The sequence below is a fragment of the Micromonospora sp. RV43 genome, assembly GCF_001029515.1.
Lineage (GTDB): Bacteria > Actinomycetota > Actinomycetes > Mycobacteriales > Micromonosporaceae > Micromonospora > Micromonospora aurantiaca.
The window spans coordinates 1-13,470 of the sequence record NZ_LEKG01000047.1; the positions used below are offsets into that span (position 1 = coordinate 1).

Here is a 13,470-nt window from a genome sequence, read left to right on the forward strand (position 1 = left end):
TCAGGGAGGCAACCATCATGGCTACCACTCTGCTGCGTAAGACCGTTCTGACCGCTGCCGGTATCGCCGCCACCGCCGGAGGCATCGCCGGCCCCGCGATCGCCGCCCACGCCGCCCCCACCACCAGCACCAGCGTGGTCGCGGACCGCAAGGGCCACGGCGAGCGGGAACTCGACGTCCGCTACGAAGCCCAGCCCAACTTCTACTTCTGCGGCCCCGCCGCCGCCCGCAACGCCCTGAGCGTGCAGGGCAAGAACATCGACGTACACACCATGGCCAAGGAGATGGGCACCACCGAGGCCGGCACCAACAGCATCAACGACATCACCCCCGTACTGAACAAGGAGACCGGCACCAAGGACGCCTACAAGTCGGTCGAGATCAGCACCCCCAAGGCCGACGACAAGCAGACCGACACCCTGCGCGCCGACGTCGTCAAGACCGTCGACGCCGGCCGGGCCGTGGTCGCCAACATCGCCGGCACCGCCACCGACACCGACGGCACCACCCACTCCTTCGAAGGCGGCCACTACATCAGCGTCATCGGCTACCGCGACAACGGCAACACCGTCACCATCGCCGACAGCGCCGACCCCACCACCGCCACCTACCGCATGAACATCGACAACCTCGCCGACTGGATCGCCACCCGCGGCTACAGCACCAGCTAAGACAACACCGCCGCGCCGATGGCTGCAGAGCAAGAAACGCAGCCAACGCAGCCAGCACGACCTCGCGGACCAGAGCACCACCGCGTGAACTCCAGCGAGGCCACAGCACACCGGAAGGGCCCGACCCCCCACCACGGGGTCGGGCCCTTCCGCGTGCGTCAGGACTCGGCGAGGACGGCCAGGATCGCCTCGCCGTACTTGGCGAGCTTGTTCTCGCCGACCCCGTTGAACCGGGACAGCTCGGCCAGGGAGGCGGGCGGCTCGGCGGCGATCTGCCGCAGGGTCGCGTCGTGGAAGATGACGTACGCCGGGACGCCCTGTTCCTTGGCGGTGGCCGCGCGCCACGCGCGGAGCCGCTCGAAGACGGGCGCGGCGGCGGGGGAGAGGTCGGCGACCACAGTGGCCGCGCCCCTCGGCTTGGCGGACCGGCCGGCCGCCGGGCGCTCGGGCTCCTTGCGCAGCGTCACGGTACGGCGGCGGCCGAGCACGTCCGCGCTGGCCTCGGTCAGCGCCAGCGTGCCGTAGTCGCCCTCGACCGCGAGCAGGCCCTCGGCCAGCAACTGCCGCACCACCCCACGCCACTCCGCCTCGCGCAGCTCGGTGCCGATGCCGAACGTGCTCAGCGCGTCGTGGCCGTACTGGTCGATCTTGTCGGTGTGCTTGCCGAGCAGGATGTCGATGCTGTGACCGGCGCCGAAGCGCTGGTTGCGCTCGCGGTCGAGCCGGAAGACGGTGGACAGCAGCTTCTGCGCGGCGACGGTGCCGTCCCAGGACTCCGGCGGTTCGAGGCAGGTGTCGCAGTTGCCGCAGTCGGCCACGCCGGTCTCGCCGAAGTATTCGAGCAGTTGGGAGCGGCGGCAGCGGACCGTCTCGCAGAGCGCCAGCATGGCGTCCAGGTGGGCGGCGAGGTTGCGCCGGTGCGCCAGGTCGCCCTCCGACGTCTCGATCATCTTGCGCTGCTGGACCACGTCCTGGAGCCCGTACGCCAGCCAGGCCGTGGACGGCAGCCCGTCGCGCCCGGCGCGGCCGGTCTCCTGGTAGTAGCCCTCCACCGACTTCGGCAGGTCGAGGTGGGCGACGAAGCGTACGTCGGGCTTGTCGATGCCCATCCCGAACGCGATGGTGGCGACCATGACCAGGCCGTCCTCGCGCAGGAAGCGCTGCTGGTTGGCGGCACGGGTCGAGGCGTCCAGCCCGGCGTGGTACGGCAGCGCGGGGATGCCGTTGGCGACCAGGAACTCGGCGGTCTTCTCCACCGAGGCCCGGGACAGGCAGTAGACGATGCCGGCGTCGCCGGGGTGCTCGTCGCGCAGCAGGCTCAGCAACTGCTTGCGCGGCTCCCGCTTGGGCACGATCCGGTACTGGATGTTGGGCCGGTCGAAGCTTGCGACGAAGTGCCGGGCCTCGGTGAGCCGCAGCCGGGTGGCGATCTCGGTGCGCGTGGCCCGGGTCGCGGTGGCGGTCAGCGCGATCCGCGGTACGTCCGGCCAGCGTTCGTGCAGCATCGACAGGTTGAGGTAGTCGGGGCGGAAGTCGTGCCCCCACTGCGACACGCAGTGCGCCTCGTCGATCGCGAACAGGGCGATCCGGCCGCGTTCCAGCAGGCCCAGCGTGGACCGCACGGCGAGCCCTTCCGGGGCGAGATAGAGCAGGTCCAGCTCACCGGCGAGGTAGGCCGCCTCGACCCGGCGCCGCTGCGCGGGATCCTGGGTCGAGTTGAGGAACCCGGCCCGGACGCCGACCGCTGTGAGCGCGTCGACCTGGTCCTGCATGAGCGCGATGAGCGGCGAGACGACCACCGCCACGCCGTCGCGCACCAGCGCGGGGATCTGGTAGCACAGCGACTTGCCGCCACCGGTGGGCATCAGCACCAGCGCGTCGCCGCCGGCCACCACGTGTTCGACGACCTCCTGCTGGAAGCCGCGGAAGGCGTCGTACCCGAAGACCCGCCGCAACACGTCGAGCGCGTCGCCGGTCGGTGCGGAGCCGGCCGGTGCGGAGGTGGTCCGCTCGTCGGTGGGGGAGACCATCCGCGCAGTCTACGAGCGTCCCCCGACAGCGCCCGCCCGGCGAGCCGTTCCGGGGCGGCGACATGTTCCGGTGGTCACCCCGTGGAATCCCGGGCCGGGTCGCAGCCGTTAGAGTCGCTGATTGACCATGCGCGGCCGACCGGGCCGCGGCGCCACGGCTGGGGGTAGCGGGTGAGCGAGGCGCGTACAGCGGGTGACCTGGGGCCGACCGAGGCGGAGACGACGCCGGTGCGACCGGCGCCGGCCGAGTCGGACACCTCCCTGGTGGTGGTGACCGGCCTGTCCGGCGGCGGGCGCAGCACCGTGGCGCGGGCGCTGGAGAACGTCGGCTACTACGTGGTCGACAACCTGCCGCAGGCGCTGCTGCTGGACATGGCCGAGCTGGCGTTCAAGGCCGGTGGCGCGGCCCGGCGTACGGCGATGGTGCTGGACGTGCGCTCGCGCGCGTTCTCCACCGACCTGGCCGGGGCGATCCGGGAGCTGCGTGAGCGCGGCTTCCAGCCCCGGGTGGTCTTCGTCGACGCCGACGACGAGGTGCTGATCCGGCGGTTCGAGAGCGTGCGCCGCTCGCACCCGTTGCAGGGCGACGGGCGGCTGGCCGACGGCATCGCTGTCGAGCGGGCGCTGCTGGAGGAGGCCCGCGAGCAGGCCGACGTGATCATCGACACCAGCCACCTGAACGTGAACCAGTTGCGCCGCCGGGTCGAGGAGCTGTTCGGCGGCGAGGACGCCCGCCGGCTGCGGATCACCGTGATCTCGTTCGGCTTCAAGTACGGCCTGCCGCCGGACGCCGACTTCGTGATGGACGCCCGGTTCCTGCCGAACCCGTACTGGGTGCCGGAGCTGCGCGAGCACACCGGCCGCGAGGAGGCGGTCAGCGCGTACGTGCTGGGCCAGGAGGGCGCCGACGCGTTCGTGGCCGGCTACGCCGACCTGGTCAACGCCACCACCGCCGGGTTCGAGCGGGAGGGCAAGCGCTACCTGACCGTGGCGGTCGGCTGCACCGGCGGCAAGCACCGCAGCGTGGCCATCGCCGAGGAGCTGGCCTCCCGGCTGCGCCACTCCGGCATCGCCGCCAACGCCCAGCACCGGGACCTGGGGCGGGAGTGACCCCGACCAGGGTGGTCGCCTTCGGCGGCGGGCACGGGCTCTCGGCGTCGCTGCGGGCGCTGCGTCACTGCGTACCCGAACTGGACCTGGACATCACCGCGGTGGTCACCGTCGGTGACGACGGCGGTTCCAGCGGCCGGTTGCGCGCCGAGCGCGGCGGCCTGCCGCCGGGCGACCTGCGGCAGGCGCTCGTCGCGCTGGCCGGTGACCATCCGGCCACCCGGCGCAGCGCGGCGTTGTTCCAGCACCGCTTCGCCGCCGCCGTGCCGCAGGCGCCGACGCCGGCCGCGCCGGTGCCGGTCGCGGTCGGCGATTCGCTCGCCGGCCACGCGGTCGGCAACCTGCTGCTGCACGGGCTCACCGAGCTGCTCGGCGACCCGGTGGCCGCGCTCGACCACGCCGGGGCGATGCTCGGCGCGGTGGGGCGGGTGCTGCCGATGTCCCGCCAGCCGGTGGGCATCGAGGCCCGGGTCCGCGGCGCCGACCCGGAGCACCCGGACGAGGTGTCCACGGTGCGCGGCCAGCACCAGGTCGCGGTCACCCCGGGCACCGTCGAGTCGCTGCGGCTCAACCCGTCGGCGCCGGCCGCGTGCGCCGAGGCGGTGACAGCGGTACGCGCCGCGGACTGGCTGATCTTCGGGCCGGGCAGCTGGTACACGAGCGTGCTGCCGCACCTGCTGGTGCCGGGGCTGGCCGACGCGATCGTGTCCAGCCCGGCGCGGCGGCTTGTGACGCTCAACCTGGTGGCCGAGAAGGAGACCTCGGGGCTCTCCCTGCCCGACCATCTGGACACACTGCGGCGCTATCTGCCCGAGCTGAAGGTGGACCGGGTGCTCGCCGACTCCACGGCGGTGGGTGATCCCGCGGCGGTCGAACGTGCGGCAGAATCGCTGGGTGCCCGGCTGGTCCTCGCTCCCGTCGCCGTCCTGGACGGCACGCCCCGTCATGATCCAGCCGCCCTGGGCGCCGCGCTGGTGCCTGTCCTGCGCGCCGATCGTTAGACACGTACGTAATCACCGGCGACACGCCGGAACCGGTCCGTGAGGGGGCGCACTATGGCGATGACGGCTGCGGTCAAGGACGAGCTGAGTCGGGTCGACGTGCCCAAGCCCTGCTGTCGGCGGGCGGAGATGGCCGCCCTGCTGCGTTTCGCCGGCGGCCTGCACATCGTGTCGGGCCGCGTGGTGGTCGAGGCGGAGCTGGACACCGGCGCGGTCGCGCGCCGGCTGCGGCGGGAGATCGCCGAGGTGTACGGCTACTCCAGCGAGATCCACGTGCTCGCCTCCGGCGGGCTGCGCAAGGGCAGCCACTTCATCGTGCGGGTGGTCAAGGACGGCGAGGCGCTCGCCCGGCAGACCGGCCTGCTCGACGTGCGGGGCCGCCCGGTGCGCGGCCTGCCGCCGCACGTGGTGGCCGCGAACGTCTGCTGTGCCGTGTCGGCGTGGCGGGGCGCGTTCATGGCGCACGGCTCGCTCACCGAGCCGGGCCGCTCCAGCGCGCTGGAGATCACCTGCCCCGGTCCGGAGTCGGCGCTGGCGCTCGTCGGCGCCGCCCGCCGGATCGGCATCACCGCCAAGAACCGCGAGGTGCGCGGCGTGGACCGGGTGGTGGTCAAGGACGGTGACGCGATCGCCGCGCTGCTCACCCGCATAGGCGCGCACTCCAGCGTGCTGGCCTGGGAGGAGCGGAGGGTACGCCGGGAGGTGCGCGCCACAGCGAACCGGCTGGCCAACTTCGACGACGCCAACCTGCGCCGCTCCGCGCGCGCCGCGGTGGCCGCCGCCGCCCGGGTGACCCGCGCGCTGGAGATCCTCGCCGACGACGCGCCGAACCACCTGACCTCGGCCGGACGGCTGCGCCTGGAGCACCGTCAGGCCTCGCTGGAGGAACTGGGCGCGCTCGCCGAGCCGCCGCTGACCAAGGACGCCATCGCCGGCCGGATCCGCCGGCTGCTCGCGCTGGCCGACAAGCGTGCCCGTGACCTGGGCATCCCGGATACGGAAGCGGCAGTCACGCCGGACATGCTCGTGGTCTGATAGGACTCGGGCGGCAGTGCACCGCGAGCGGGATCACCACCCGCCGCAGCGCGACGCCGCGCGCTCGGATATGGTCGCTGCGTACGGCAAGGGGGCCGGAACAGGCGCTCCTCGCCGTGCTCACCGCCTCGGGCGGTCAGGTCTCCGTGACCGCGGCGGGGTGGCCGAGATGACATGTCGACGGCCGGCTCCAACGGTCGGCGCACACACCTCCGCCGGCAGCGGTCTGGCGCCGGCGGACCAGAACGCGAGGAGATGGGACCTGTGACCATCCGGGTTGGCATCAACGGCTTCGGCCGGATCGGCCGCAACTTCTTCCGGGCAGTGCTGGCGTCCGGCGCTGACATCGAGGTCGTGGCGGTCAACGACCTGACCGACAACGCGACGCTCGCCCACCTTGTCAAGTACGACAGCATCCTGGGCCGCCTCCCGCACGAGGTGAAGGCCACCGCCGACGAGATCACCGTGGGCGGCAAGACCATCAAGGCGTACGCCGAGAAGGACCCGGCGAAGCTGCCGTGGGGCGAGGTCGGCGCCGACGTGGTCATCGAGTCCACCGGCTTCTTCACCGACGGCACCAAGGCGAAGGCGCACCTCGACGGCGGGGCCAAGAAGGTCATCATCTCCGCTCCGGCGAAGAACGAGGACGTCACCGTGGTGATGGGCGTCAACCAGGACCAGTACGACCCGGCCAAGCACAACATCATCTCGAACGCCTCCTGCACCACCAACTGCCTCGCGCCGATGGCGAAGGTCCTGCAGGACACGTTCGGCATCAAGCAGGGTCTGATGACCACCATCCACGCGTACACGCAGGACCAGAACCTGCAGGACGCGCCGCACAAGGACCTGCGCCGGGCCCGCGCCGCCGCGCTCAACATCGTGCCGACCTCGACCGGTGCCGCGAAGGCCATCGGCCTGGTCCTGCCGGAGCTCAAGGGCAAGCTGGACGGCTACGCGCTGCGCGTGCCGATCCCGACCGGCTCGGCCACCGACCTGACCGTCGAGGTCGGCCGGGAGACCACTGTGGACGAGGTGAACGCCGCGCTCAAGGCCGCCGCCGAGGGCCCGCTGCGGGGCATCCTCACCTACAACGAGGACCCGATCGTCTCCGCCGACATCGTGACCGACCCGGCGTCGTGCATCTTCGACGCGCCACTGACCAAGGTGATCGGCAACCAGGTCAAGGTCGTCGGCTGGTACGACAACGAGTGGGGCTACTCGAACCGCCTGGTCGACCTGGTCAAGCTGGTCGGTCAGTCCCTGTGAGTGCGAGGAGCGAGCTTGCGAGCCCCGCAGTCACGAACGGAGGGCTGGCTCTGTGACGATCCGCAACCTCGACGACCTGCTCGCCGAGGGGGTGTCGGGCCGGCGCGTGCTGGTGCGCGCCGACCTGAACGTCCCGCTCGACAAGCAGACCGGGGACATCACTGACGACGGCCGGATCCGGGCCGTCCTGCCGACGCTGAGCGCGCTGGTGCAGGCCAGCGCGAAGGTGGTCGTCTGCTCGCACCTGGGCCGCCCGAAGGGCGCGCCGGACCCGCAGTTCAGCCTCCGCCCGGTCGCCGGGCGGCTCGGTGAGCTGCTCGGTGCCCCGGTGCACTTCGCCGAGGACACCGTCGGCGACTCGGCGCGGTCCACCGTGGCCGACCTGGCCGACGGCCAGGTCGCGCTGCTGGAGAACCTGCGCTTCAACAAGGGCGAGACCAGCAAGGACGACGCCGAGCGGGGCGCGTTCGCCGACCAGCTCGCGGCGTTCGGCGACGCCTACGTGGACGACGCGTTCGGCGCGGTGCACCGCAAGCACGCCAGCGTGCACGACGTACCGGCCCGGCTGCCGCATTACGCGGGCCGGCTGGTGCTGCGCGAGGTCGAGGTGCTCAGCCGCCTCACCGGCGAGCCGGAGCGGCCGTACGTGGTGGTGCTGGGCGGCTCGAAGGTCTCGGACAAGCTCGCAGTGATCGAGGCGCTGCTGCCGACCGTGGACCGGCTGCTCATCGGCGGCGGGATGTGCTTCACCTTCCTCAAGGCCCAGGGCCACGAGGTGGGCACGTCGCTGCTGGAGAAGGACATGGTCGAGACCTGCCGCAACCTGATGGAGCGCGCGCCGGGCAAGATCATGCTCCCGGTCGACGTGGTGGTCGCCGACGCGTTCGCGCCGGACGCCGCGCACGACACCGTGCCCGCCGACGGCATCCCGAGTCACCGGCTGGGCCTGGACATCGGCCCGGAGACGGTGGCCGGTTTCGCCGCCGCGCTGTCGCAGGCGAAGACCGTCTTCTGGAACGGCCCGATGGGCGTGTTCGAGATGGCGGCGTTCGCCAACGGCACCCGCGGCGTGGCCGAGGCGATCACCAAGGCCGACGCGTTCAGCGTGGTCGGCGGCGGCGACTCGGCCGCGGCGGTGCGCGCGCTGGGCCTGGACGAGTCCTCGTTCGGGCACATCTCCACCGGTGGTGGCGCCTCCCTGGAATACCTGGAGGGCAAGACCCTCCCCGGCATCGCGGCCCTGGAGAACTGAATGGCGAGCACGACCCGCCGGCCGCTGATGGCCGGCAACTGGAAGATGAACCTGAACCACCTCGAGGCCAACCTGCTGGTGCAGAAGCTTGCCGCGAGCCTGAACGAGAAGCAGCTCACCGACGTCGAGTGCGTGGTGCTGCCGCCCTTCACCGACCTGCGTACCGTGCAGACCGCCGTGGACGGCGACAAGCTGCTGATCGGCTACGGCGCGCAGGACCTGTCGCCGCACCCGTCCGGCGCGTACACCGGTGACATCGCCGGGCCGATGCTCGCCAAGCTGGGCTGCGGCTACGTGGTGGTCGGGCACTCCGAGCGGCGGCAGTACCACAACGAGGACGACGCGCTCGTCAACGCGAAGGTGTCGGCGGCGCTGGCGAACGGGCTCACCCCGATCCTCTGCATCGGTGAGGGCCTGGAGGTCCGGGAGCAGTCGGGTCAGGTGCGGCACTGCTGCGACCAGCTCGACGGCGCGCTGAAGGGGCTCACCGCCGAGCAGGTCACCAAGGTCGTCGTGGCGTACGAGCCGGTCTGGGCGATCGGCACCGGCAAGACGGCGACCCCGGACGACGCCCAGGAGGTCTGCGGCGCGGTGCGCAAGCGCATCGCCGAGACCTACGACGAGGGCACCGCCGAGCAGGTCCGGATCCTGTACGGCGGGTCGGTCAAGGCGTCGAACGTCGCCGCGATCATGGCGCAGCCGGACGTGGACGGGGCTCTGGTCGGGGGCGCCAGCCTGGACGCGGAGGAGTTCGCGCAGATCTGCCGGTTCCCGGAGCACATCACCCGCTGATCGCTCGCTATCCTTGACGCTGCCCGTCCACCGGTCGGTGCCGCCGTGCCCGACAGGTCCGGGCAGTGATCGCAACGAGAGGACTGACCCCCGCCATGCCGATCTGGTTCGCCTACACGATGATCGTGTTGCTGGTCATCACGAGCGTCCTGCTCACCCTGCTGATCCTCCTGCACCGCGGCAAGGGCGGCGGGTTGTCGAGCATGTTCGGCGGCGGCGTCAGCTCCAGCCTGGCCGGTTCGTCGGTGGCCGAGAAGAACCTCGACCGCTACACCGTTCTGGTGGGAATCGTCTGGTTCGCGTGCATCGTCGGGCTTGGGCTCTGGCTGCGGCTGCAGATGGCCAGCGGCACCTGAGCCGACGCTGAGAAGCGTACAATCTGCGCGCGGTCCGTCACGGACCGCGCGCAGTTTTGTTTCTCCGCACGTCGCCCGTCGCCCACCCCCTCCGGCGGCGGTCCCCTCCGACGACAGGGAGCGAGCAACCGTGCCCAGCAACAACGTCATCCGCGGCACCCGGATCGGGTCCGCCCCCGAGCGGTTCGACCAGCGGGTCGAGCCCGCGCCGCGCCGGCCGGTCGTCTACTGGTGCCGCCACGGGCACCGCGTCGAGTTCCTGATCGCCGCCGAGGCGGAGACGCCCGCCGCCTGGGAGTGCCCCCGCTGCGGCGAGCCGGCCGGCCCCGACCCGGGCGACCCGCCGGGCCGCCAGCGCGCCGAGCCGTACAAGACCCACCTGGCGTACGTGCAGGAGCGGCGTACGCCGGAGGAGGGGGAGGCGCTGCTCGCCGAGGCCCTCGACGCGCTGCGGCGTCGCCGCGGCCGCGCCTGACCCGAGGTGTTAAGGAGGGGCCCCTTCTCTACCGGAGACGTTAAGAAGGGGCCCTTCCTTACATGCTCAGCGCAGGCTGCGCAGGCGGGGCGGCACGCTGGCCGCCGCGGCCCGGTCGAGGAGCCAGAGGGTACGGGAGACGCCCCGCACCCCGGCGGCAGGCAGCTGCACCGGCCCGGCCCCGGCCAGCGCCATGCCCACCGCCCCGGCCTTGTCCGCTCCGGCGGCGATCAGCCAGACCTCCTCGGCCGTGTTGATCGTCGGCAGCGTCAGCGTGGTCCGCACCGGCGGCGGCTTCGGGCTGCCCCGCACGGCGCTGACCGGCCGGTTGTCGTGGTGCACCGGGTGCTCCGGGAACACCGACGCGACGTGCCCGTCCTCGCCGACGCCGAGCATCAGCACGTCGAAGTGCGGCACCACCGCGTTCCCGGGCCGGGCCGCGGCGGCCAGCTCCCGCGCGTACCCGGCGGCAGCCGCCTCCGGGTCGTCACCGGCCGGGCCGTCCGACGCCGGCATCGGGTGCACCCGGGCCGGGTCGAGCGGCACCGTGTCCAGCAGCGCCGCCCGTGCCTGCGTCTCGTTACGCTCCGGGTCGCCGCCGGGCAGGAACCGCTCGTCGCCCCACCACACGTCGACCCGGGACCAGTCGACGGCGTCCCGGGCGGGCAGCTGCCCGACCGCCCGGTACACCGCCGCGGCGATCCGCCCGCCGGTCAGCACCACCGACGCCTGGCCGCGCTCGGCCTGCGCGTCGAGCAGCTTCACCACCAACCGGGCCGCCACCGCCTGCGCCAGCAGGTCGGGGTCGGCGTGTACGGCGACACTCGCCTCAGTCATCCGTCGAGCCCTCGTGTTCCGACCGCCCACCGGCGGTCACCTGTGCGTCCGACCACCCGGTCCGGGCGGTCACTCGTTCGCGGTCGCGCCCGCGTGCGCGGTCACGCCGGCCTCGGCCCGCTGGGCGGTCGCCGGATCCTTCCACACGTGCACCCGCTGGGCCGGACGCTGGTCGAGGCCGGTGATCCCGGCCGCAGCGCCGAGCGCCTCCGCGTACACCTGGTCGGCGTCGAGGCGGCGCAGCTCCTCGGCCAGCTCGTCGCCGAGCGGCCGGCGCACCAGCGGCAGCGTGCGGTCCTCCTGCCCGGTACGCCGGAACACCGCGACGCTGTCGTCCCGGGTGAGCGTCAGCTCGTCGCCGTTGGCGCAGCGCAGCTGCACCTGGCGCATCCGCGGGAACTCCTCGGTGGCGGTCAGGACCGGGTCGATGCCGAGCCGGGCCTTGAGCCAGCCGCGCATCAGCGCCGCCGTCGGGTCCGACGGGGGCGCCACCACGCTCGCCTCGGTGACCCGGGCCTGGGTGGTGTCGAACGCGCCCGCCACGAGCGTGCGCCACGGGGTGATCCGGGTCCACGCCAGGTCGGTGTCGCCCGGGGCGTAGTCGTGGGCCCGCTGCCGCAGCTCGGCGATCGGGTCGGCCGCCTGCGCCGCGTCGGTGATCCGCCGGTCCGCGACCACGCCGAGGAAGTCGGTGGAGATCTCCTCCGGCGGCTCGCCGTGCCACCACGTCACCACCGGTACGTCCGGCACCAGCAGCGGCATCACCACCGACTCGGCGTGCAGCGCGAGCCGCCCGTACATCCGGGTCACCACCGCCTCGCACGGCCCGAGCCGGCCACCCACGACGATCTCCGCGTCCAGCCGGTTGCGGTCGCGTTCCACGTCGGAGCGGACCACCACGAGCAGCCGGCACGGGTGCGCCGCCGCGGCGATGGTGGCCGCCGCCTCGGCCTCGCGTACCCGCTTCTCGTCCACCACCACGATCAGCGTGAGCGCCATGCCACTGGCCACCCCGCCCGCGCTGCGCCGTTCCGCGGCCAGCGCCTTGACCACCTCGTTGCCGGTGGTGTCCCACAGCCCGATCATGCTCTTCTCCAAGCCCGGCCCTCGCGGGCCAGCATCTCGTCGGCGGCCCGGGGCCCCCACTCACCGGCCCGGTACGGCTCCGGGGTCGTGCCCTCCCAGGCGTGCTCCAGCGGGTCGACGACCTGCCAGCTCTGCTCCACCTCGGCGGCGTCCGGGAACAGCGTCCGGTCGCCGATCAGCACGTCCAGCACCAGCCGCTCGTACGCCTCGGGGCTGGACTCGGTGAACGCCTCGCCGTACTGGAAGTCCATCGCGATGTCGCGGACCTCCATCGTGGTGCCCGGCACCTTGGAGCCGAACTTCAGCACCACGCCCTCGTCCGGCTGTACCCGGATGACGAGCTGGTTGGGGCCGAGGGACTCCATGTCGGCGGCGTTGAACGGCAGGTGCGGCGCCTTCTTGAACATGATGGCCACCTCGGTGACCCGCCGGGGCAGCCGCTTGCCGGCCCGGATGTAGAACGGCACCCCGGCCCAGCGGCGGTTCTGGATGCCCAGCTTCACCGCCACGTACGTCTCGGTGGTGGAGCCCTCCGGGACGCCCTCCTCCTCCAGGTAGCCCTTGGCGCGCTCGCCGCCCACCCATCCGGGTAGGTACTGGCCGCGCACGGTGTCCTCGGAGACGTCCCGCGGCACGGTGATCGCCTTGAGCACCTTGAGCTTCTCGGCCCGGATCTCGTCGGCGTCGAAGCTCGTCGGTTCCTCCATCGCGACCAGGGCGAGCAACTGGAGCAGGTGGTTCTGGAGCACGTCGCGGGCGGTGCCGACCGAGTCGTAGAAGGCGGCGCGGGTGCCGATGCCGACGTCCTCGGCCATGGTGATCTGCACCGAGTCGACGTACTTGGAGTTCCACAGCGGCTCGAACAGGTTGTTCGCGAAGCGCAGCGCCAGGATGTTCTGGACCGTCTCCTTGCCCAGGTAGTGGTCGATCCGGAACACGTCCTGGCGGGTGAAGACGTCGTCGACCAGGTCGTTGAGCGCCTTGGCCGAGGGCAGGTCGTTGCCGAACGGCTTCTCCACCACGACCCGCCGCCAGCCGCCGGACTTGGCGTTGTCCGCCATGCCGGTGCGGGCGAGCTGCTTGAGCACCACCGGGAAGGCCGCCGGGGGGATGGAGAAGTAGAAGGCCGCGTTGCCGGGGATGCCGTGCGAGCCGCGCAGCTCGTCGAGCGTGGCGGCGAGATGGTCGAACGCGGCGTCGTCGTCGAACGAGCCGCCGACGAACTTGATGTTGCCGGCCAGCCGGGCCCACACCTCCTCCCGCCACGGTGTGCGGGCGTGCTTCTTGGCCGCGTCGTGCGCCACCGACTCGAAGTCGCCGTCGCCCCAGTCGCGGCGGGCGAAGCCCAGGACCACGAAGCCGGGCGGCAGGAGCCCTCGGTTGGCCAGGTCGTAGACCGCCGGCAGCAGCTTCTTGCGGGCCAGGTCACCCGTCACCCCGAAGATCACCAGGGCACACGGCTCGGGGATCCGGGGCAGCCGCCGGTCCTGCGGATCGCGCAGCGGGTTCACCGGGCCACCTCCTCCTGCGTCTCGGTCCGCTGATTCCAGGTCGTT

13 protein-coding genes are annotated in these 13,470 nt (G+C 72.4%); 9 read left to right on the forward strand and 4 right to left on the reverse strand.

Features of this window, described 5'->3' with window-relative positions:
* Positions 1–17 precede the first annotated feature (17 nt).
* Positions 18–671 (forward strand): C39 family peptidase, encoded by a 654-nt coding sequence (locus tag ABD52_RS14045; protein WP_047892105.1) that lies wholly within the window; start codon positions 18–20, stop codon positions 669–671.
* A 158-nt stretch (positions 672–829) separates the two neighbouring features.
* Here the strand turns inward: ABD52_RS14045 and recQ are convergent, their stop codons facing one another.
* Entirely contained in the window at positions 830–2,701 is a 1,872-nt protein-coding gene (recQ, locus tag ABD52_RS14050) for a DNA helicase RecQ (RefSeq protein WP_047892106.1), read from the reverse strand.
* A 228-nt stretch (positions 2,702–2,929) separates the two neighbouring features.
* Here recQ and rapZ point away from each other — a divergent pair, with 228 nt between their 5' ends.
* The 8 genes from rapZ to ABD52_RS14090 all read left to right on the forward strand — a co-directional run bounded on the left by rapZ (position 2,930) and on the right by ABD52_RS14090 (position 9,991).
* Positions 2,930–3,811: an RNase adapter RapZ gene (rapZ, locus tag ABD52_RS14055; protein WP_013287469.1), complete on the forward strand. Its 882-nt coding sequence runs from the start codon at positions 2,930–2,932 to the stop codon at positions 3,809–3,811.
* A complete protein-coding gene (yvcK, locus tag ABD52_RS14060; RefSeq protein ID WP_047892107.1) occupies positions 3,808–4,812 on the forward strand; it encodes a uridine diphosphate-N-acetylglucosamine-binding protein YvcK in 1,005 nt (334 codons plus the stop codon). The genes rapZ and yvcK overlap by 4 nt, the downstream gene beginning before the upstream one ends.
* A 54-nt stretch (positions 4,813–4,866) precedes the next feature.
* Positions 4,867–5,847: a DNA-binding protein WhiA gene (whiA, locus tag ABD52_RS14065; RefSeq protein WP_013287467.1), complete on the forward strand. Its 981-nt coding sequence runs from the start codon at positions 4,867–4,869 to the stop codon at positions 5,845–5,847.
* Positions 5,848–6,111: 264 nt separating this feature from the next.
* Positions 6,112–7,116 carry a type I glyceraldehyde-3-phosphate dehydrogenase gene (gap, locus tag ABD52_RS14070; protein WP_013287466.1) on the forward strand — a complete coding sequence of 335 codons (1,005 nt, stop codon included), beginning with the start codon at positions 6,112–6,114 and terminating at the stop codon, positions 7,114–7,116.
* 52 nt (positions 7,117–7,168) lie between these two features.
* Positions 7,169–8,368 (forward strand): phosphoglycerate kinase, encoded by a 1,200-nt coding sequence (pgk, locus tag ABD52_RS14075; RefSeq protein ID WP_047892108.1) that lies wholly within the window; start codon positions 7,169–7,171, stop codon positions 8,366–8,368.
* Complete coding sequence (gene tpiA / locus ABD52_RS14080; RefSeq protein ID WP_013287464.1) at positions 8,369–9,160, forward strand: triose-phosphate isomerase; 792 nt, start codon at positions 8,369–8,371, stop codon at positions 9,158–9,160.
* 95 nt (positions 9,161–9,255) lie between these two features.
* A complete protein-coding gene (gene secG, locus ABD52_RS14085; RefSeq protein WP_013287463.1) occupies positions 9,256–9,516 on the forward strand; it encodes a preprotein translocase subunit SecG in 261 nt (86 codons plus the stop codon).
* 130 nt (positions 9,517–9,646) lie between these two features.
* The gene (locus ABD52_RS14090) at positions 9,647–9,991 is read left to right on the forward strand and encodes an RNA polymerase-binding protein RbpA (protein WP_013287462.1); all 345 of its coding nucleotides are present in this window, start codon (positions 9,647–9,649) and stop codon (positions 9,989–9,991) included.
* Positions 9,992–10,057: 66 nt separating this feature from the next.
* Here ABD52_RS14090 and pgl read toward each other — a convergent pair whose 3' ends face one another.
* The 3 genes from pgl to zwf form a co-directional block, all read right to left on the reverse strand.
* Positions 10,058–10,828, reverse strand: a complete 771-nt coding sequence (gene pgl / locus ABD52_RS14095) for a 6-phosphogluconolactonase (protein ID WP_047892109.1) — start codon at positions 10,826–10,828, stop codon at positions 10,058–10,060.
* A gap of 69 nt (positions 10,829–10,897) precedes the next feature.
* The gene (locus ABD52_RS14100; protein WP_013287460.1) at positions 10,898–11,914 is read right to left on the reverse strand and encodes a glucose-6-phosphate dehydrogenase assembly protein OpcA; all 1,017 of its coding nucleotides are present in this window, start codon (positions 11,912–11,914) and stop codon (positions 10,898–10,900) included.
* Positions 11,911–13,425, reverse strand: a complete 1,515-nt coding sequence (zwf, locus tag ABD52_RS14105; RefSeq protein ID WP_013287459.1) for a glucose-6-phosphate dehydrogenase — start codon at positions 13,423–13,425, stop codon at positions 11,911–11,913. Before zwf ends, ABD52_RS14100 begins: the two co-directional genes overlap by 4 nt.
* Positions 13,426–13,470 lie beyond the last annotated feature (45 nt).

Bases quoted from the DNA above. Each gene is read 5' to 3' on its own strand.
- ABD52_RS14045 (WP_047892105.1), top strand. From the start codon at position 18: ATGGCTACCACTCTGCTGCGTAAGACCGTTCTGACCGCTGCCGGTATC.
- recQ (WP_047892106.1), bottom strand. From the start codon at position 2,701: ATGGTCTCCCCCACCGACGAGCGGACCACCTCCGCACCGGCCGGCTCC.
- whiA (WP_013287467.1), top strand. From the start codon at position 4,867: ATGGCGATGACGGCTGCGGTCAAGGACGAGCTGAGTCGGGTCGACGTG.
- tpiA (WP_013287464.1), top strand. From the start codon at position 8,369: ATGGCGAGCACGACCCGCCGGCCGCTGATGGCCGGCAACTGGAAGATG.
- secG (WP_013287463.1), top strand. From the start codon at position 9,256: ATGCCGATCTGGTTCGCCTACACGATGATCGTGTTGCTGGTCATCACG.
- pgl (WP_047892109.1), bottom strand. From the start codon at position 10,828: ATGACTGAGGCGAGTGTCGCCGTACACGCCGACCCCGACCTGCTGGCG.
- ABD52_RS14100 (WP_013287460.1), bottom strand. From the start codon at position 11,914: ATGATCGGGCTGTGGGACACCACCGGCAACGAGGTGGTCAAGGCGCTG.